The organism is Nocardioides dongkuii, assembly GCF_014127485.1.
In the GTDB taxonomy this organism is placed as follows: domain Bacteria; phylum Actinomycetota; class Actinomycetes; order Propionibacteriales; family Nocardioidaceae; genus Nocardioides; species Nocardioides dongkuii.
On record NZ_CP059903.1, the window covers coordinates 4,069,375 to 4,087,546 of the forward strand.

The 18,172-nt window shown below is 73.4% G+C and carries 18 protein-coding genes; 8 read left to right on the top strand and 10 right to left on the bottom strand.

All coding sequences use genetic code 11. From position 1 onward, the window contains the following. Positions 1–86: 86 nt before the first annotated feature. The 4 genes from H4O22_RS19715 (at position 87) to H4O22_RS19730 (ending at position 3,754) form a co-directional block, all read left to right on the top strand. The gene (locus tag H4O22_RS19715) at positions 87–1,601 is read left to right on the top strand and encodes a molybdopterin-dependent oxidoreductase (protein WP_244963037.1); all 1,515 of its coding nucleotides are present in this window, start codon (positions 87–89) and stop codon (positions 1,599–1,601) included. Between the two features lie 101 nt (positions 1,602–1,702). After that, positions 1,703–2,386, top strand: a complete 684-nt coding sequence (locus H4O22_RS19720; RefSeq protein ID WP_182524989.1) for a fasciclin domain-containing protein — start codon at positions 1,703–1,705, stop codon at positions 2,384–2,386. Positions 2,387–2,426: 40 nt separating this feature from the next. Further along, the gene (sigK, locus tag H4O22_RS19725) at positions 2,427–3,026 is read left to right on the top strand and encodes an ECF RNA polymerase sigma factor SigK (RefSeq protein ID WP_182524990.1); all 600 of its coding nucleotides are present in this window, start codon (positions 2,427–2,429) and stop codon (positions 3,024–3,026) included. Then, entirely contained in the window at positions 3,023–3,754 is a 732-nt protein-coding gene (locus H4O22_RS19730) for an anti-sigma factor (protein ID WP_182524991.1), read from the top strand. The genes sigK and H4O22_RS19730 overlap by 4 nt, the downstream gene beginning before the upstream one ends. Positions 3,755–3,760: 6 nt before the next feature. Here H4O22_RS19730 and H4O22_RS19735 read toward each other — a convergent pair whose 3' ends face one another. After that, positions 3,761–4,144 carry a PLDc N-terminal domain-containing protein gene (locus H4O22_RS19735; protein WP_182524992.1) on the bottom strand — a complete coding sequence of 128 codons (384 nt, stop codon included), beginning with the start codon at positions 4,142–4,144 and terminating at the stop codon, positions 3,761–3,763. On the opposite strand from H4O22_RS19735, the gene H4O22_RS19740 reads away from it, so the two are divergent. Together H4O22_RS19740 and H4O22_RS19745 are read left to right on the top strand one after the other, a co-directional pair. After that, entirely contained in the window at positions 4,143–4,757 is a 615-nt protein-coding gene (locus H4O22_RS19740) for a protein-L-isoaspartate O-methyltransferase family protein (RefSeq protein ID WP_182524993.1), read from the top strand. The two genes, H4O22_RS19735 and H4O22_RS19740, sit on opposite strands and share 2 nt — an antisense overlap. A 9-nt stretch (positions 4,758–4,766) precedes the next feature. Then, complete coding sequence (locus tag H4O22_RS19745; protein WP_182524994.1) at positions 4,767–5,534, top strand: tyrosine-protein phosphatase; 768 nt, start codon at positions 4,767–4,769, stop codon at positions 5,532–5,534. A gap of 3 nt (positions 5,535–5,537) precedes the next feature. Here H4O22_RS19745 and H4O22_RS19750 read toward each other — a convergent pair whose 3' ends face one another. The 7 genes from H4O22_RS19750 to H4O22_RS19780 form a co-directional block, all read right to left on the bottom strand. Beyond that, a complete protein-coding gene (locus H4O22_RS19750; protein WP_182524995.1) occupies positions 5,538–6,569 on the bottom strand; it encodes a YihY/virulence factor BrkB family protein in 1,032 nt (343 codons plus the stop codon). Between the two features lie 212 nt (positions 6,570–6,781). Beyond that, on the bottom strand, positions 6,782–7,945 hold the full coding sequence (locus H4O22_RS19755) for an acyl-CoA dehydrogenase family protein (RefSeq protein WP_182524996.1): 1,164 nt from the start codon (positions 7,943–7,945) through the stop codon (positions 6,782–6,784). After that, positions 7,942–9,840, bottom strand: coding sequence for an ATP-binding protein (locus tag H4O22_RS19760; RefSeq protein WP_182524997.1), 1,899 nt, complete (start codon positions 9,838–9,840; stop codon positions 7,942–7,944). The genes H4O22_RS19755 and H4O22_RS19760 overlap by 4 nt, the downstream gene beginning before the upstream one ends. Next, a complete protein-coding gene (locus tag H4O22_RS19765) occupies positions 9,837–11,447 on the bottom strand; it encodes an acyl-CoA carboxylase subunit beta (RefSeq protein WP_182524998.1) in 1,611 nt (536 codons plus the stop codon). Before H4O22_RS19765 ends, H4O22_RS19760 begins: the two co-directional genes overlap by 4 nt. Beyond that, positions 11,444–13,150, bottom strand: a complete 1,707-nt coding sequence (locus H4O22_RS19770; RefSeq protein ID WP_182524999.1) for an acyclic terpene utilization AtuA family protein — start codon at positions 13,148–13,150, stop codon at positions 11,444–11,446. Before H4O22_RS19770 ends, H4O22_RS19765 begins: the two co-directional genes overlap by 4 nt. Continuing rightward, entirely contained in the window at positions 13,147–13,944 is a 798-nt protein-coding gene (locus tag H4O22_RS19775) for a TIGR03084 family metal-binding protein (protein ID WP_182525000.1), read from the bottom strand. Before H4O22_RS19775 ends, H4O22_RS19770 begins: the two co-directional genes overlap by 4 nt. After that, positions 13,941–14,567 carry a TetR/AcrR family transcriptional regulator gene (locus H4O22_RS19780; RefSeq protein WP_319804093.1) on the bottom strand — a complete coding sequence of 209 codons (627 nt, stop codon included), beginning with the start codon at positions 14,565–14,567 and terminating at the stop codon, positions 13,941–13,943. The genes H4O22_RS19775 and H4O22_RS19780 overlap by 4 nt, the downstream gene beginning before the upstream one ends. A gap of 139 nt (positions 14,568–14,706) precedes the next feature. On the opposite strand from H4O22_RS19780, the gene H4O22_RS19785 reads away from it, so the two are divergent. Then, positions 14,707–15,282, top strand: a complete 576-nt coding sequence (locus H4O22_RS19785) for a hypothetical protein (protein WP_182525001.1) — start codon at positions 14,707–14,709, stop codon at positions 15,280–15,282. Positions 15,283–15,304: 22 nt separating this feature from the next. Here H4O22_RS19785 and H4O22_RS19790 read toward each other — a convergent pair whose 3' ends face one another. Beyond that, positions 15,305–15,526 carry a DUF6332 family protein gene (locus H4O22_RS19790; RefSeq protein ID WP_182525002.1) on the bottom strand — a complete coding sequence of 74 codons (222 nt, stop codon included), beginning with the start codon at positions 15,524–15,526 and terminating at the stop codon, positions 15,305–15,307. A gap of 649 nt (positions 15,527–16,175) precedes the next feature. On the opposite strand from H4O22_RS19790, the gene H4O22_RS19795 reads away from it, so the two are divergent. Beyond that, the gene (locus H4O22_RS19795) at positions 16,176–16,697 is read left to right on the top strand and encodes a hypothetical protein (protein WP_182525003.1); all 522 of its coding nucleotides are present in this window, start codon (positions 16,176–16,178) and stop codon (positions 16,695–16,697) included. Between the two features lie 50 nt (positions 16,698–16,747). Here H4O22_RS19795 and H4O22_RS19800 read toward each other — a convergent pair whose 3' ends face one another. After that, entirely contained in the window at positions 16,748–18,106 is a 1,359-nt protein-coding gene (locus H4O22_RS19800; RefSeq protein ID WP_182525004.1) for an HNH endonuclease, read from the bottom strand. Between the last annotated feature and the right edge of the window lie 66 nt (positions 18,107–18,172).

An 18,172-nucleotide genomic window follows, 5' to 3' on the forward strand; every position in this document is an offset into this window, starting at 1 on the left:
CCGGATCGCCGCCCGGCACCCATCTGCGGCCGGGCCCGCTCCGAACACCCCCCATGAGGACTCGTCTCGCACACGCAGCATTCGGGGTGCTGGCGACCCTCTTCGGAGTGGCCCTGGCCCACCTGGTGGCCGGGCTCACCGACCCCGCCGCCTCCCCCGTCCTGGCGGTCGGCTCGCAGGTCATCGACCTGACGCCGACGCCGATGAAGGAGTGGGCGATCCAGCAGTTCGGCACCTGGGACAAGCCGATCCTGATCGGCTCGGTCTTCGCCGGCGTGCTGGTGCTGTCCGCGGTCGCCGGGCTGCTCACGCTGCGCCGGTTCGAGCACGGCGCGGGGCTGCTCATCGCCCTGGTCGGCCTCGCCGCCGCAGCGACCATCAACCGCCCGGTCTTCGAGCCCGTCGACCTGCTGCCCGCGCTCGCCGCGGCCGTCGGCGGCGTCGCCGCCCTGTTCTGGCTGCACCGCGCCGCCCGACCGGCGCCCCAGGCCCCCGAGGACGCCGCCGCGGCCCCGCAGCACGTGCCGGACGAGGCTCCGCGGGCCAGCCGCCGGGGCGTCCTGGTCGCCGCGGGCGTGCTCGCCGCCGCGGCCGCCGTGCTGGGCGGCGCGGGCCGGTGGATCGCCCAGCAGCGCACCCGGATCTCGGACGTCGACCTGCCCGCCGCCGCGAACCCCGCACCGCCGCTGCCGGCCGGCCTGGAGGAGAAGGTGCCGGGGATCTCGCCGTTCCGGACGCCGAACGGGGACTTCTACCGCGTCGACACCCGGCTCACCCTGCCGGTGATCGACGTCGACGACTGGACGCTCACCATCGACGGCGACGTCGAGGAGGAGCTCACGTTCACCTTCGAGGAGATCCTCGCGATGCCGATGGTGGAGCGCGACATCACCCTGACCTGCGTCTCCAACGACGTCGGCGGCGAGTACGTCGGGGCCGCGCGCTGGCTCGGCGTACCGCTGAAGGACCTGCTCGACCGGGCCGGCGTGGGAGCGGACGCCGACCAGCTCTTCAGCACCGACGTCGAGGGGATGACGATCAGCACCCCGCTGGACCTCGCCACCGACGGCCGCGACGCGCTGCTCGCCGTCGGCATGAACGGCGAGCCGCTGCCGCTCGAGCACGGCTTCCCCGCCCGGCTGGTCATCCCCGGCCTCTACGGCTTCATCAGCGCCACCAAGTGGATCAGCAGGATCACCCTCACGACGTACGCCGAGCAGGACTCGTACTGGACGAAGAAGAAGTGGGCGACCGACGCCCCCATCAAGATCTCCAGCCGGATCGACACCCCGAAGTCGCTGACCACCATCGACCCCGGCGACACGTTCATCGGCGGGGTCGCGTGGGCGCAGCAGACCGGCGGCGTGGCCCGCGTCGAGGTGCGCGTCGACGGCGGCCCGTGGACCGAGGCGAAGCTCGGCCCCGACGGCGGCAACGACTACTGGCGCCAGTGGTACCTGCCCTGGCAGGCCGAGTCCGGCCAGCACTCGCTCGCCGTGCGCGCCGTCAACGGCGACGGCGAGACCCAGACACCCGTGCGGATGACGCCCTTCCCCGAGGGCTCCAGCGGCGTCCAGGAGATCGTCGTGACCGTCTCCTGACCCGGCGCGGACGACCGGAGAAAGCCCGGCCGGGGACCAATCCGTCCGGCCCCCGGCCCCGAACAACCTCATGTCACCCCCACCGACCGGAAGGCACGACCATGAAGCTCCACCACAACCTCCGACGCACCGGCGCCCTCACCGCGGCCGCCCTCACCATGACCCTCGGCCTGGCCGCGTGCAGCGACGACGACGGCGGCGAGTCCGCCTCCGACACCAGCAGCTCGAGCTCGTCGGCCGAGGAGACCCCGATGGAGACCCCGATGGAGTCGCCGGCGGAGGACATGCCGTCCGGGGACGCCATGGACGCCAGCGCCGAGACCTACGGCGCCGGCTGCGAGCAGGTCCCGGCCGACGGCGCCGGCTCCTTCAACGGCATGGCCACCGAGCCGGTCGCCTCCGCCGCCAGCGCCAACCCGCTGCTGAGCACCCTGGTCACCGCGGTCGGCGAGGCCGGCCTGGTCGACGCGCTGAACTCCGCCGAGGAGCTCACCGTCTTCGCCCCGGCGAACCCCGCCTTCGAGGCCATCCCGAAGAAGGACCTCAAGGCCGTCCTGGCCGACAAGAAGATGCTCACCCAGATCCTCACCCACCACGTCGTGCCGCAGCGGATCTCCCCGGACGAGCTCTCCGGCGAGTTCGAGACGCTGAACGGCGACATGGTGACCATCCAGGGCGAGGGCCAGGAGGCGATGATCGGCGACGAGGGCGCTGCCGTGCTCTGCGGCGGCATCCAGACCGCCAACGCCACGGTCTACGTCATCGACACTGTCATGATGCCCTGATCGCTTCCGCGATCACGACCTGAGCGCAAGGATCAACCCTGTGGAACCGATCCGGTCCGTCCCCGGCGTCCCCTCCTCGGAGGGGACGCCGGCCGGTCCTGACCTCGCCGAGCTGCTGAAGCTCGCGGGGCGGGGCGACCAGCAGGCCTTCGCCCGGCTGTACGACGCCACCTCGGCGCGCGTCTTCGGCCTCGCCGTCCGGGTCGTCCGCGACCCGGCGCAGGCCGAGGAGGTCGTCCAGGAGGCGTTCCTGGAGATCTGGCGGACCGCGGCGCGCTACGACCCCGACAAGGGCAGCCCGTTCGCCTGGCTGCTCACGATCGTGCACCGGCGGGCCGTCGACCGGGTGCGGTCCGCGGAGGCGTCCACCCGCCGCGACACGACGTACCACCACCAGAGCCAGCCGGTCCCGCACGACGCGACGGCCGAGGCCGCGCAGGCCTCGCTCGAGGCGCGCCGGGTCCGCACGGCCCTGGTGAGCTTGACGCCGGTGCAGCGCGAGGCCCTCGAGCTCGCGTACTTCGGCGGCTACACCCACACTGAAGTGGCAGGCCTGCTCGACCTCCCGGTCGGCACCGCCAAGACCCGCATCCGAGACGGCCTGATCCGGTTGCGCGACACGATGGGAGTCGGCGCATGAGCGACATCCACGCCCTCTCCGGCGCGTACGCCGTCGACGCCCTCGACGACCTTGAGCGGGCCCGGTTCGAGCAGCACCTCACCGACTGCGCCGACTGCCGCGACGAGGTCCGCACCCTCACCGAGGCCGGCAGCCTGCTCGCCGAGACCGTCCCGCTGGCGCCGCCCCCGGCGCTGCGCGACCGGGTGCTCGCCGACATCGCGACCGTCCGGCCGCTGCCCCCGGTCGTCGCCCCCGCGACGGGCTCCGGGAGCGCCGACGACGGCCGCCGGCGCCGCTGGGCGCCCGCCCTCGCCGCGGCCGCCGCCGTGGCCGTGCTCGGGGTCGGCGCCGCCGTGGTGCAGCCCTGGGAGGACGACGAGACCTCGCAGGTCCCGGAGGCCTCGCCGGCGGAGAAGATCCGCGCGGCCGACGACAGCCAGGTCTTCGACCAGGAGTTCGAGGACGGCGCGCGGGCGACGCTGGTGCGATCCCCGTCGCTCAACAAGGCCGCCATCGTCACCCACGACATGCCCGCCGCGCCGGAGGGCAAGGTCTACCAGCTCTGGCTCCAGCACGACGACGTGATGGTGCCCGCCGGGCTGATGCCCGAGGGCCCCGACAACGAGGTCGAGCTCGAGGGCGACCCGCGGTCCGCCGACGGGTTCGGGATCAGCGTCGAGCCCGCGGGCGGCTCCGAGGAGCCGACCACCCCGCCGATCGCCTACGTCGCGTTCGAGCAGGCCTGAGCGGGCTCACGCCTCCGGGTCGGTCTTCTCGGCCTGCTCGCGCTCGCGCCGCTTCTGCTCCTCGTACGCCGCCCGCTGCTGCTCGGCGCGCTCGCGCACCCCGCGCAGGAACTCCTCGTCCTTCTCGGGGTCCGCGGCCGCCGCGCGGCCGGGCCGGTGGTACTCCGGGAACGACGGCGCCGCGCCCTGCTCGCGGGTGAGCGGCCGCTCGCGCTGCGGCCGGCCCGCGACCAGCCAGGCGATCGAGCCGACCAGCGGGAACAGCAGCACCAGGACCAGCCAGCCCACCTTGGGCAGGTGGCGGACCCGGTCGTCACGGGTGCCGATGACGTCCACGACGCAGTAGACCCACAGCACGAAGACCACGACGGCAGGCAGGAACCGGATCATGCGCGGCATCCTGCCGCAGCCGCGGGCCGGCTGTCCGTGGTTTGCTGAGGAGGTGGACCCGGTCGCCGCCGCGTTCGACGCCACCCCCCGCACGGGGTTCCTGCCCCGCGCCGAGCGGCGGCGCGCGGCGTACGACGGGCCGCTGCCGATCGGCCACGGGCAGACCAGCTCGCAGCCGCGCACCGTCGAGGCGATGCTGCGGCTGCTCGACGTGCGGCCGGGCCACCGGGTGCTCGACGTCGGCGCGGGCTCGGGCTGGACCACCGCGCTGCTCGCGCACCTGGTCGGCCCCGGGGGCGAGGTCCGCGGGGTGGAGCTGGTGCCGGCGCTGGTGGCGTTCGGCGCCGCCAACGTGGCCCGGACCGGCCGCACCTGGGCCGCGGTGCGCCCGGCCGAGCCGGGGGTCCTCGGCGACCCGGGCCACGCGCCGTACGACCGGGTGCTGGTCTCCGCCGAGGCCCAGGAGCTGCCGCAGCAGCTCGTCGACCAGCTCGTGGTGCCCGGGGGCCGGATGGTGGTCCCGGTGCGCGGCGAGATGCTGCGCGTGGTCATCCATCCCGACGGCGCCGACGTGACCCGGCACGGCGCCTACCGCTTCGTCCCCCTCCTCTAGGCTGCGCGCGTGACTTCCGAGCGGTTCGCCGAGGAGCTGGTCCGACTCGCCTCGGCCGACAACTTCCGAGACGTCGCCGGCACCGGCGCCGGGCACCCCACCGTCGACGGCGGCCGGGTGCGGCGCGGGGTGTTCTTCCGTGCCAACGAGCTGCGGCTGACCGACGCGGACGCCGCCACCATCGCCGACCTCGGCGTGACCTGCGTGGTCGACCTGCGCAGCTCGCACGAGGTCGAGCTGCACCCGGACGTCGAGGTGCCGGGCGCGCGGTGGGAGCACGTCGACGTGCTCGGCATCCCGATGGACCAGATGTCCTCGCTCCCCGACCGGGAGGCCGCCGTCGCGATGATGGAGCGGGTCTACGTCGGCTTCGTCGAGGAGCCCGCGACCCGCGCCGCGCTCGGCCGGGTGCTGACCATCCTGGCCGGCGAGGGCGCCCACCTGTTCCACTGCAGCGCCGGCAAGGACCGCACCGGCTGGACCGCCGCGCTGCTGCTGCACCTCGCCGGGGTGGCCGACGACGTGATCGAGGCCGACTACCTGCTCACCAACGAGTACGCCGCCGCCAGCCGCGCGGCCGTGCTGGACACGATCGTCGAGAACCTCGGGCCGGACAAGGCCGAGGTCTACGCGCCGGTGCTGGTCGCCGACGCCGACTACCTGCGCACGTCGTACGCCGCGGTCCGGGCGCGCTACGGCACGCTGGACGCCTACCTCCGCCAGGGCCTCGGCCTCGGCGACGACGTGCTGGGGGCGCTCCGCGCCAAGCTGCGCTGACCCTCAGCCGTCCCGCGGAGGGGGCGCGGGCGGGACGTCCGGGGAGATGTCGGGGCGGGCCGGCCGGTGCCGGTCGCCGAAGGTGACGTCGATGTGCTGGTAGCGCTTGTGCCGCTGCATCTGCGCGTACGACGCGTAGGCCCGCTTGTCGGCCTCGGTGAGGTCGACCCGGTCGGTGACGATGGTGAGCAGGGCCCGCGGCCACAGCCGGCGGACCAGCACCACGTTGACCTCCATGCCGAGCACGCCCATCACGGCGGCCACCCAGAGCAGGCCGATCAGGCCGAGGACCACTGCGAAGGTCTCGTCCATCCCCTCGGACTCCGCGATCACCCCGGTCACGTACGCCGTGCCGATCACCTGCAGCGTCTGCCACAGCACCGCCACCACGAACGCGCCGGGCAGCGCCGAGCGGAACGGGTGCCGCCGTGCGGCGCCGAGCCGCAGCAGCACCGCCAGCACCAGGGTCACCAGGACGACGGTGACCACGACGATCGGCCAGCGGTAGGACGAGAGCTCGCCGAACACCTCGGTCTGGCTCAGCAGGGCCGACCCGACGGTCAGGCCGAGCAGCGCGAGGCCGGCGGTGGTCAGGAGCAGCAGGCTGCGCAGCCGGAGCAGGATCGGGTTGGGGCGGCGGTTGCGCGGCACCGCCCAGGCCTGGTTGATCGCGTTCTGGATGGCCAGGCCGAGGCCGAGCGCGCCGTACAGCGCGACCAGGCCACCGACGATCGCGCCCGTGGTGGAGCCGCGCAGCCCGTCGGGTCGGCCGAGCTCGTCGCCGATGATCGGGAACTGGCTCAGCGCCGAGTCCAGGATCCGCTCCTGGAGGTCGGGGTTGCCCTGCAGCAGGAAGCCCAGGATCGAGGTCGCCAGCAGCAGCAGCGGGAAGATCGCGATGAACGCGTAGTAGGCGATCGTCGCGGCGAGGAAGTTGCCCTGGTCGTCGAGGTACTTGTAGTAGACCGCGAGCGGCACCCCGAGCACCGGGAAACGCTGCTGGCCGCGATCGACGGCATCGATCACTCGGCCCACTGCCCCAATCTAACGGGCGCCCACCCCCGAGACGATCATCGCCAGGAGCAGCGCGCCGCCGGCAGGGCACGCTCGCGTGGGTAGTCCGGCACGTTTCGGTCGTGGATCGCGATGATCGACGACCCGAACGTGCCGGACTATCCCGGGCGACGCCCGGCGGCGTACCCATCACGCCGACTCGGCGTGCAACTCACGCCGACTCGGCGGGCCGGTCAGTACGACTTCGGCAGGCCCAGCGTGTGCATCGCGACGTAGTTGAGGATCATCTCGCGGGTCACCGGCGCGATCCGGGTGACCCGGGAGGCGACCAGCAGCCCGGCGATGCCGTACTCCTGGCTGATCCCGTTGCCGCCGTGGGTCTGCACGGCGGCGTCGACGGCGTTGCAGACCGCCTCGCCGGCGGCGTACTTCGCCATGTTCGCGGCCTCCCCGGCGCCCATGTCGTCGCCGGCGTCGACGAGGGCGGCGGCCTTCTGGTTCATCAGCCGCACCATCTCGATCTCGATGTGCGACTGCGCGAGCGGGTGCGCGATCGCCTGGTGCGCGCCGATCGGGCCCTGGAAGACGGTGCGCTCCTTGGCGTAGGCCACCGCGCGGTCCAGCGCGTGCCGGGCCAGGCCGAGCGCGAACGCCGCGGCCATGATCCGCTCCGGGTTGAGCCCGGCGAAGAGCTGCACGAGCCCGCCGTTCTCGTCGCCCACGAGCGCGTCGGCGGGGAGCCGGACGTCGTCGAGGAAGACCTGGAACTGCCGCTCGGGCGAGACGATCTCCATCGGGATCGCCCGCGCCTCGAGGCCCGGCGCGTCGGTGGGGACCACGAACAGGCAGGGCTTGAGCTTGCCGGTGCGGGCGTCCTCGGTCCGCGCGACGACCAGCATGTGCTTGGCCTCGTCGACGCCGGAGATCCAGACCTTCTGGCCCTTCAGCACCCAACCGTCGCCATCGCGTCGGGCGGTCGTGGTGATGTTGTGGGTGTTGGTGCCGGCGTCGGCCTCGGTGATCGCGAACGCCATCGTGCCGGTGCCGTCGCACAGCCCGGGAAGCCAGCGCTGCTTCTGCTCCTCGGTGCCGTACCGGGTGATGATCGTCCCGCAGATCGCCGGGCTCACCACCATGAGCAGCAGCGGGCAGCCCTGCGCGGCGAGCTCCTCGCAGACCGCCGCGATGTCGCCGATGCCGCCGCCCCCGCCGCCGTACTCCTCGGGGATGTTGATGCCGAGGTAGCCGTGGCGGCCGATCTCCAGCCACAGCTCGGTGGTCTTCTCGCCTGCGCGCGCCTTCTCGGTGAACCAGTCGCGGCCGTACTTCGACGCCAGCCGGGTCACCGCCTTGCGCAGCTCCTGGCGCTCCTCGGACTCGGTGAACTGGGTGCTCATGCTTCCTCCACGACTGCTGGCTCCACGACGGCCAGGACCTCCCCGGACGCGACCTGCGACCCGGGGGACACACTGATCTCCGTGACCGTGCCGGCGTGCGGCGCGCTCACGGTGTGCTGCATCTTCATCGCCTCCAGGACGAGGACCGGTTGGCCGGCCTCGACCTGCTGGCCCGCCCCGACCGCGACCTTGACGACCGTGCCGGGCATCGGCGCGAGCAGGCTGCCGCTCGCGACCGTGTCGGCCGGGTCGGTGAACCTCGGCACCCGCGTGAGCCGCACGTGCCCGCGCGCCGAGTCCACCTCGACGACGGCGCCGTGGACGGCGACGGCGTACGTCGTCCGCACGCCGCCCGCCTCCAGCGTCACCGCGTCCGGCCCCACCGCCACCGCCTCGAACCCGTCGACGCGGTAGCCGTCGCGGCCGCCCCACCAGGAGACCTCCGCCTCGGCGAACACCGTGCGCTGCGGCTGGCTGGTGACGTTGCGCCAGGCGACGGGGACGCCGCGCTGGACGGTACGGCGGGCGCCGGCCCGGGCGGCGAGCGCGAGCGCCGCCGCGACCGGGGCGCCGGCGTCGGCGGCCGGAGCGACCGGGGTCCGCTCCGCGAGGAACGCGGTGGTGACCTCGCCGGCCAGGAACTCCGGCGAGCGGAGCACGTCGACGAGCAGGTCGCGGTTGGTGACCAGGCCGTGGATCCGGGCCCGGGACAGCACCCCGGCCAGCGCCCGTGCGGCCTGCTCGCGGGTCGGCGCGTGCGCGACGACCTTGGCCAGCATCGCGTCGTAGTGGGTGGAGACGGTGGAGCCGGACGCGAACCCCGCGTCCACCCGGATGCCGGGCTCCTCCGGGACGTCGAAGGTGGTGAGCACCCCGCTCTGCGGCTGGTAGTCGGCCGCCGGGTCCTCGGCGTACACGCGCACCTCGATCGCGTGCCCGGTCACGGTCGAGCCCACGGCGGGGTCGACCGGCCGGCCCTCGGCGACCGCGAGCTGCAGCTCGACCAGGTCGACGCCGCGCACCTCCTCGGTGACCGGGTGCTCGACCTGGAGCCGGGTGTTCATCTCCAGGAAGAAGAACGTGTCGCGGACCGGGTCGTAGAGGAACTCCACGGTGCCCGCGCCCCGGTAGTCGATCGCCGCCGCGGCCGCGCGCCCCGCCTCGTGCAGGGCCGCGCGGGTCGCCTCGGGGAGGGCGGGCGCCGGGGACTCCTCGACGACCTTCTGGTGGCGCCGCTGCAGCGAGCAGTCCCGCTCGCCGAGCACGACGACGCCGTCGGGGGTGCCGAGCACCTGCACCTCGACGTGCCGCCCGCGCTCGACGTACGGCTCCACGAAGACGGTGTCGTCGCCGAACGCCGACGCCGCCTCGGCGCGCGCCCGCTCCAGCTCGGCGGGCAGGTCGGCCAGCGCACGGACGACGCGCATGCCGCGGCCGCCGCCGCCCGCCGACGCCTTGACCAGCAGCGGGAGGTCGGCGTCCGTGGGCTCCGCGGGAGCCTCGAGCGCCGGCACGCCGGCGGCCTGCATGATCCGCTTGGCCTCGATCTTGGCGCCCATCCGGTCGATGGAGTCCGGCGCCGGGCCCACCCAGGTGAGGCCCGCGTCGAGGACGGCGCGCGCGAAGTCGGCGTTCTCGGAGAGGAAGCCGTAGCCCGGGTGCACGGCGTCGGCACCGGCGCGCCGGGCGGCCTCGATGACCAGGTCGGCGCGCAGGTAGGTCTCGCCGGGCGTGCTGCCGGGGAGGCGGACGGCGAGGTCGGCCTCCGCCACGTACGGCAGCGCCGCGTCGGCGTCGGAGTGGATCGCCACGGTCTCGATGCCGAGCCGGCGGCAGGTGCGGAAGACCCGGCTGGCGATCTCGGCCCGGTTGGCGACGAGGAGCCTGACGATCATGGGCGGAACACCCCGAACCGGTCGGTGCCGACGATCGGCTTGGTCTCGATGACGGAGAGGCAGATGCCCAGGACGGTGCGGGTGTCGCGCGGGTCGATGACGCCGTCGTCGTAGAGCATCCCGGAGAGGAAGAACGGCAGGCTCTGCTCCTCCACGGACTGCTCGATGAAGGCGCGCATGCCGGCGTCGGCCTCCTCGTCGTACGCCTGGCCGCGGCCCTCGGCCGCCGCCCGCGCCACGATCGAGAGCACGCCGGCCAGCTGCGCCGGGCCCATCACCGCCGACTTCGCGGAGGGCCAGGTGAACAGGAAGCGGGGGTCGTACGCGCGGCCGTTCATGCCGTAGTTCCCCGCGCCGTACGACGCCCCGAGGATCACCGTCAGGTGCGGCACGGTCGAGTTGCTGATCGCGTTGATCATCATCGCGCCGTGCTTGATGATGCCGCCCTGCTCGTACTCCTTGCCGACCATGTAGCCGGTGGTGTTGTGCAGGAACAGCAGCGGGGTGTCGGTCTGGTTGGCGAGCTGGACGAACTGGGTCGCCTTCTGCGCCTCCTGGCTGAACAGCACGCCCTGCGCGTTGGCGAGGATGCCGACCGGGCGGCCGTGGATCCGCGCCCAGCCGGTGACGAGCGAGGGGCCGTAGAGCGGCTTGAACTCGTCGAAGACCACGGCGTTGCCCTCGCTCACGCCGTCGCACACCCGCGCGATCACCGCGCGGGGGTCGAACGGCTCCTTGAGGTCGGCCGGCACCAGGTCGAGCAGCTCGTCGGGGTCCGCGTCCGGCTCGGCGTAGGTGCGCTCGGTGCTCCCGGTGGTCGAGTGCGCCGCGAGGGACGAGCGGCGTGTATCGAGACCCTTGCGCCAGTTCAGCCGGGCCACGATCCGCCGGCCGATCCGGATGGCGTCGAGCTCGTCCTCGGCCAGGTAGTCGGCCAGGCCGGAGGTCCGGGCGTGCATCTCGGCGCCGCCGAGCGACTCGTCGTCGGACTCCTCGCCGGTGGCCATCTTCACCAGCGGCGGGCCGCCGAGGAACACCTTGGCCTGCTCGCGGACCATCACCGTGTAGTCCGACATGCCGGGCACGTAGGCGCCGCCGGCCGTGGAGTTGCCGAAGACCAGCGCGATCGTCGGCTCCTTGCGGGCGCTGGCGCGGGTGAGGTCGCGGAACAGCTTCCCGCCGGGGATGAAGATCTCCTTCTGCGTGGGCAGGTCGGCGCCGCCGGACTCGACCAGCGAGATCGTCGGGAGGCCGTTCTCCTCGGCCACCTGCGCGGCGCGGAAGATCTTGCGCACCGTCCACGGGTTGCTCGCGCCGCCCTTGACCGTGGGGTCGTTGGCGGTGATCACGCACTCGACGCCCTCGACGACGCCGACGCCGGTCACGACGCTGGCGCCGACCGCGAAGTCGGAGCCCCAGCCGGCCAGCGGCGAGAGCTCGAGGAACGCCGACCCCTCGTCGACGAGCAGCTCGATCCGCTCGCGGGGCAGCAGCTTGCCGCGCGCGCGGTGCCGCTCGGCGTACTTCTCCCCGCCGCCGGCCACCGCCTTGGCGTGCTCGGCGTCGAGGTCCGCGAGCTTGGTGAGCATCGCCTCCCGGTTGGTCATGTGAGCAGTCCTTCCTGGACGTGCACCATCCGCGAGCGGAGCCACTCGCCGAGGCCCTTGGCCTGCGGGTCGAACCGCGCGGACGCGGCGACCCCGCGGCCGAGCAGGCCGCGGACCAGGATGTTGACGCCGCCGAGGTTCGGCAGCACGTACACCTCGATGTCGAGGTCGGCCGCCTCCGGCAGCAGCTCGCGCAGCTTGCGCGGGCTGGCCAGCTTCGCCAGCCAGGTCACCCGCTGCTCGTAGAGGTCCGACCCGTCGTGGACGACCCACAGCCCGATGTTGGCGTCGCCGCCCTTGTCGCCGGACCGCGCGTGCACGAAGGTGCCGAGCGGGACCCGGCGGGTCAGCGTGTCCGGCGGGGCGGGGTACGGCGAGGGGCGCAGGCCGAGCCGCGGGTCGACCTCGGCGTACGCACCCGGGTCGGCGACCACCTCGCGGCGGCCGTCGGCGTGCACGACCGTGTGCGTGACGGCGTCGCGGTCGACGTACTCGGGCCGGTAGACGCCGTACGGCGTGGGGGCGGCGGGCGGGCCGGTCATCGTGAAGCCGGGGTACGACGCGAGCGCGAGCTCGACCGCGGCGCCGGTGAACGCCTTGCCGACCGGCCCGGGCTCGGGGTCCATCACCGTGCAGCGCAGCAGCGTCGAGGCGCCCTCCTCGGTGTCGGCGTCGTACGGCGGGGCCGCGACCCGCGACCAGTGCACGGTCTCGGCGGTCAGCGCCGGCGCGAGCTGCTCGCGCACCCAGTCGGCCTTGGCCTCGACGTCGAGCCCGGTCAGCACCAGCTCGATGCTGTTGCGGTAGCCGCCGAGCTCGTTGACGCACACCTTGAGCCGCTCGGGCGGGGCCTCGCCGCGGACGCCGGAGACCGACACCCGGTCGGGGCCGGCCTGGTCGAGCCGCACGGAGTCGAGGTGCACGGTGACGTCGGGGTTGAGGTAGCGCGTGGACTGCACCTCGTAGAGCAGCTGCGCGGTGACCGTGTCGACGGTGACCGCGCCGCCCGTGCCGTCGTGCTTGGTGACCACGCACGAGCCGTCGGCGGCGAGCTCGGCCAGCGGGAAGCCGAGCGGGGTGCCGTCGTGGCGCAGGCTGCGGAAGCCCGAGAAGTTGCCGCCGGTGGCCTGGGCGCCGCACTCCAGCACGTGCCCGGCGACGACGGCGCCGGCCAGCTCGTCGTACGCCGTGGGCGCCCAGCCGAACCGCGCGACCGCGGGCCCGACGACGAGCGAGGCGTCGGTGACCCGCCCGGTCACGACCACGTCGGCGCCGCCGGTCAGCGCGGCGGCGATGCCGAAGCCGCCGAGGTAGGCGTTGGCGGTGAGCGCGCCCTCGAAGGAGAGGGCCCGGACGTCGTCGCCCTCCACGTGCGCCACCGCGACGTCCAGCCCGAGACCGCGGGCGACCTCACGGACCTTGTCGGCGAGGCCGGCGGGGTTCAGGCCGCCGGCGTTGCTGACGATCCGCACCCCCCGCTCGAGCGCGGTGCCGAGGCAGTCCTCGAGCTGGCGCACGAAGGTCTTCGCGTAGCCCAGCGAGGGGTCCTTCATCGTGTCGCGGCCGAGGATGAGCATGGTCAGCTCGGCGAGGTAGTCGCCGGTGAGCACGTCGAGCGGCCCGCCGTCGAGCATCTCGCGCATCGCCGACATCCGGTCGCCGTAGAAGCCCGAGCAGTTGCCGATCCGCAGGAGGTCCGTCATCGCCGCGACCGCCCCTCGCCGGCCGGACCCGCGAAGGCCTGGGCGATGCCCAGCCAGTGCGCCGCGTCGCCGCCGACGGCCACGAGGTCGGTGTCGTCACGGTGGACGCGCTGGGTGACCAGCAGGCCGAAGTCGTACGCCGACCCGGTCACCGACTGGGTCGCGTCCTCCGGCCCCCAGGTCCAGGTCTCCCCGGACGGCGCGACCAGCTGGACGCGGAACGGCTCGGCCGGCGGCGTCTGCTGGTGCACCGCGTAGGCGAAGTCGCGGGTGCGCACGCCCAGGTGGGCGACGTGGCGGACCCGGTCGGTGCGCTCCGGCTCGATCCCGAGGGCGTCGTACACGTCGAGCGCGTGCGCCCAGGTCTCCATGAACCGCGCGGTCGCCATCGACGCGGCCGACATCGGGGGGCCGAACCACGGCATCCGGGCGCCGTCCGGCACGGCGCGCAGCGCCTCGACGAGGTCGGTCCGTGCCGTCCCCCACCGGGCGAGCAGCGCCCGCGGCGCCAGCCGGGCGACCTCGTGGGCGCCGGAGTCGACGAACCCGTGCGGGTCGGCGGCGGCCTGCTCCACGACGGCATCCCACGCGGTCTTCTTCGCCGGGTCCAGGCTGCGCGCGGCGAGGACGGCGACCTCGTCGGTCCAGGTCAGGTGGGCCACCTGGGTCGCCACGGTCCAGCCCGGCGCGGGGGTGGGCGTCGCCCAGCCGTCCCGGTCGAGGCCGGCGACCGCGTTCCAGAGTGCGTCGCCCTCCGCTCGGAGGTCGCCGAGCAGGTCGTCGAGCAGGGTCATGCCGGCTCCTCGCGGTCGTCGCGGAGGGCGGCGTCGAGCACGACCGCCCACTCGTCCAGGATCCGCCCGCGGCGGCGGGTGTCGTCGGTGATGGTGGCGGCCAGGCCGAGGCCGCGCACCAGGTCGAGGGTGCCCTGCACCAGCTCGCGGACGCCCTCGCGTGACTCGTCGGCGCCGAGCAGCTCCACGGTCAGCCGGTGCGTCTCGCGCCCCACGCGCTGCTCGAGCGGGGCGACCGCCTCCAGCAGCGTCGCGTCCGTGCGGGCGGCGACCCAGAGCTCGAGGGCCGCGGTGAAGACCGGCGAGGTGAAGTGGTCGGCGAGCACCTGCAGCACCGCACGGGTACGCCGCTCGCCCGCGGGCAGCGCCCGCGCCGCCGCGGCCAGCTCCGCGCCGCGTACCTCGGTCAGGTGCTCGACGGCGGCGACGACCAGGGCGTTCTTGGTCGGGAAGTGGTGCAGCTGCGCCCCTCGGCTGACGCCGGCCCGCTCGGAGACCAGGGTGGTCGAGGTGCCGGCGAACCCGCGCTCGACCAGGCACTCCACCGTCGCGTCCAGCAGCCGCGCCCGCATCGCCCGGGTGCGCTCGCCCTGCGGGACGCGGGGCGGGGCGGACGGGGGCACCGGCCCAGCATCGTGGCGGGGACAACAAACAGTCAAGCCTGTCTTTTATTGGTTACCGCGTCTGACGGATGACAACGGGCGCGGGGGCGCGCTCAATGGACTCATGGTCAGAGGTCTCGTCCTGTCGTGCATCGTCGCCTTGGCCAGCTGTCTGCTGGTCGCGCCACCGAGCCAGGCCCACCGCGGCGGGCTCGAGGTCTACGACCAGGGCACCTACGACGACCCGTACGAGTTCGACGACGACGAGTGCGGCTTCCTCTTCCACGTCGAGGGCAGGCAGTGGGGCCGGTACAAGAACTACATCGTGCCCGGCTCGGACCGGCAGGCGTTCCTCGCCAACAACCGGTACCACTGGCGCGAGACGATCTCGAACCCCGCGAACGGCAAGAAGATGTACCTCTCCGGCGACGGCCACGTCCGCGAGGTGCGCGCCCGGCACGTCGAGGGCACCGTGTGGGACTTCGTCTCGATCGAGACGGGCGCACCCTTCGTCATGCGGACCAGCCGCGGCCGGGTCGTCGTGGCGGACCGCGGCAAGCTGGTCCGCGTGCAGCGCTTCGACACCCTCGGCGACGGCGTCCCGGGCGGCGAACCCGTGGGCGAGGAGACCATCCTGCACCGGTTCACCCGCGGGTCGTTCCCCTCGCTCGAGCCCGATTTCGACTTCTGCGGCATCGTGGCCAAGCACCTCGGCGCGACGCCGGCACCGCGCTGACCGGACTCACACCTCCGGGGGGTCACGAGCGCCGGTGACGAACCAGGTGGGCGACGCTCGCGACTCCGGCCAGGACGACCGTCCCGACGCCGAGCGCTGAGGCCGCACGCTCCGGCAGGGACAGATCGCTGATCGCGGCCGCCAGGACGGCACAGAGGAACGCGGCCAGCAGGATCCCGAAGAAGATGGCCAACGACGTCGCGATGAGGATCGTCTGCTGGTCCCGCTCCGCCTGGCTCCGCATACCGCCATCCTCCCCCCTCTGGCATGTTCGTAGGGTTCCGAACATGCCTCCGACGCCTCCCTATCGCGGTCGCTGGCTCGTTCGGTCGTCGTTCGTGCTCGCCGCCCTCGGCTGCACTCGTCGTGGGCTGGCTCGTGCTGGCCGGCGACCGAGCACTGATGTGCGACCTGGGCGGGGCCTCGTCCCGGTGGGGTGAAGCCGAGCGCACGTGGCTGCCGCCGGGGACGACGTGCACGTGGTGGCTGGACGGCACGCCGCACACGGACCGCCCGGACGCGTCACGCTTCGCTGTCGTGGCGATGGCGTTGTTCGGCGTACCGCTAGGCCTCTACCTCCGCGGGCTGCTGCGTCCCTCTCCTCAGCCTGCCCGCGCGGACGACGACGCTCGTCGCTGAGGGGGCGCGCTCGTCAGCTGCAAGCCGACAGATCGGGTGCCCGTTGAGGACTTGTTCGTGTACGCGAGTGCCTAGACCCTCGAAGGGGTTGCGAGTTGAGGGAATCGACTGCCCAGTTGCCGGGACGCTGGGAGGCTGCTCCCATGGCTCGTCGTCTCGGTCACCTGGCAGGAGGGGTAGCCCTCACCGCCGCCACGATCACCGCCCCTTTCTCCGCACACGCGACTGCCACATCCGCAGCGCGGAGCCCTCAGGTGCCGACGATCGAGCAGGTCGCCGAGGTCTACCCACACTTCGCTGGTGGCTCAGTTCCCGGTGGGGCAAGCGGGGTCGTCCCTGCTGTCCGGAGGGACTGCTCGTGGGGCAAGCCCTATGCCGGTTCGCAGCTTCGTTCCGACGACTATGTCCCGGCTGGCACGCGGCGAGATCCCACCCGGCGCAAGCCCGATGTGGTGATCATCGCACTGTCCTTCCGCTCTGTCCGTCACGCCTCGGACTACGTGGCCGACAGCGTGAAGACGCACTCTGCGTGCATGCTCGCGGGCGCGAGCGATGACGCGGCGCTCACCACCAAGAAGCTTCGCTTCGGTCTCGGAGACCAGCGATTCGCCGTGACCGGCGTCCTGGTCGACGGACAGGCCACACGAGTAACCCACCGGCTCCTCGTCCGCGAAGGCAAGACCGTCACCTCCACCACCGTCGCCTCGACCAATGGCAAGCCCGCCGCGAAGCGCGCGGTCCGCCTGGCCCGACTGGCGGTGCGAACGGCCCGGTAAGACGTCGCCGCACCGCGCTAGCCGCTTCACTGAGCGCCGAACGCACCCCGTCAGACAGCGAGGACGAGCTCGAGGAGGCGTTGCTCTCGGCGGGTGAGGGTGTGGATCTGCATCGCTGGTCGGGGTAGGTCGGGTGCGGTCGAGGTGACCTGGTGCCCGGTGGGGGTGGTGGTGGTGACCCGATGTCGACTGGGTCCCTCGTCGAATGGATCGGGTGGGTCGGTGGTGGTGGTCCAGCCGGGGGCCTGCTTGGTGTGGTTGCACTGCTCGCACAGCCCCTGACCGTTGGGCCCGGTGGTGGGACCTCCCGCGGCCCAGTCCTCGATGTGGTCGTGGTGGCGGACCGGGGCGTCGCACCAGGGGGTGCGGCAGGACTGGTCGCGCAGGTCCAGGAACAGTCCGAGCCCGGCGGGGAAGGTCCGGGCGACCGACTCCAGGGCGGTGAGCTGGCCGGTGGTGGGTGAGACGTAGAGCTTGCGCAGCGTGGCCAGGGCCTGCTCGGCCGCGCTCGCGGTGAGCTCGCGGGCCAGGGCGGCGGGGATCGGTCCGTGGCCCTGCAGCCAGGCGGGGTCGGTGCCGCCGGCGATCAGGGTCTGGTCGGAGACGGTCATGTTGACCGCGACCGGCACCGCCTCGGCGGTGTCCTGTCCGGTGACCCGGACCACCAGGGTGTCGGCCATGATCTGTCCGCGGGTGCGGGGGTCACCCTGGGCGCGGAGCCGGTCGGCGTGCGCGCCCAGGCACGCCCACACAGCGATCCCCTCCGCGGCCGGCAGCAGCGCGGTGACCTGCGACATCGTCTCCGGGACCGGGCGGACGCTGATCCGCCGCTCGGAGACCTCGCGCCGCGCCCGGTCGACCACCGCGTGCGGGTCCAGGGCGTAGCCGATCTTCTTGGCTTCCGCGACCAGTCGCCGGTCCCCCCACCCCTCGACGGTGGACGGGTCGGCGAACAGCCGGGCGTCCACCGCGGCACGGTCCTCACGGGACAGGCACGCGGTCTCCCGCGCGACCAGGGTGGCCCGCCACTCCGAGAGCACCCCGGCCTCCATCGCCGCCAACGCACACGGCATCTCGTCGACCAGCACCTTCGCCAACCCCAGGTGGGTGCCGCCGCGGTGCGGGGACTCCCGCCGCGCCAGCGCCACCTGACCGGCCACCCCACGGCCCCGCTGGTCGGCCGGGACCCCGCGGTGGGTCTGCTCCTCGCACTGGGAGACGTCCAGGTCGACCGTCAACCTCGCTTGGGCGGCGCACAGCTGGGCCTTGAGGTCCTCCAGCGCCCGGATCCGGTCCACCCGCTCGGCGTCGGTGAGGTCACCGTGGACGAGTCCCCCAGCCCAGGACGCGACCTGCTCTACGCCGGGCACGCCGGTGCTTTCGACGAGCGGGTTGGGGGTCCGGGACATGTCCCGATTCTATCGAACACACGTTCGAACAGCAATGGGTCGTCCCCAGCACTTTCCCAACTCGTA

Bases quoted from the DNA above. Each gene is read 5' to 3' on its own strand.
- H4O22_RS19720 (WP_182524989.1), top strand. From the start codon at position 1,703: ATGAAGCTCCACCACAACCTCCGACGCACCGGCGCCCTCACCGCGGCC.
- H4O22_RS19730 (WP_182524991.1), top strand. From the start codon at position 3,023: ATGAGCGACATCCACGCCCTCTCCGGCGCGTACGCCGTCGACGCCCTC.
- H4O22_RS19740 (WP_182524993.1), top strand. From the start codon at position 4,143: ATGCGCGGCATCCTGCCGCAGCCGCGGGCCGGCTGTCCGTGGTTTGCT.
- H4O22_RS19735 (WP_182524992.1), bottom strand. From the start codon at position 4,144: ATGATCCGGTTCCTGCCTGCCGTCGTGGTCTTCGTGCTGTGGGTCTAC.
- H4O22_RS19755 (WP_182524996.1), bottom strand. From the start codon at position 7,945: ATGAGCACCCAGTTCACCGAGTCCGAGGAGCGCCAGGAGCTGCGCAAG.
- H4O22_RS19760 (WP_182524997.1), bottom strand. From the start codon at position 9,840: ATGATCGTCAGGCTCCTCGTCGCCAACCGGGCCGAGATCGCCAGCCGG.
- H4O22_RS19765 (WP_182524998.1), bottom strand. From the start codon at position 11,447: ATGACCAACCGGGAGGCGATGCTCACCAAGCTCGCGGACCTCGACGCC.
- H4O22_RS19770 (WP_182524999.1), bottom strand. From the start codon at position 13,150: ATGACGGACCTCCTGCGGATCGGCAACTGCTCGGGCTTCTACGGCGAC.
- H4O22_RS19775 (WP_182525000.1), bottom strand. From the start codon at position 13,944: ATGACCCTGCTCGACGACCTGCTCGGCGACCTCCGAGCGGAGGGCGAC.
- H4O22_RS19790 (WP_182525002.1), bottom strand. From the start codon at position 15,526: ATGCGGAGCCAGGCGGAGCGGGACCAGCAGACGATCCTCATCGCGACG.
- H4O22_RS19800 (WP_182525004.1), bottom strand. From the start codon at position 18,106: ATGTCCCGGACCCCCAACCCGCTCGTCGAAAGCACCGGCGTGCCCGGC.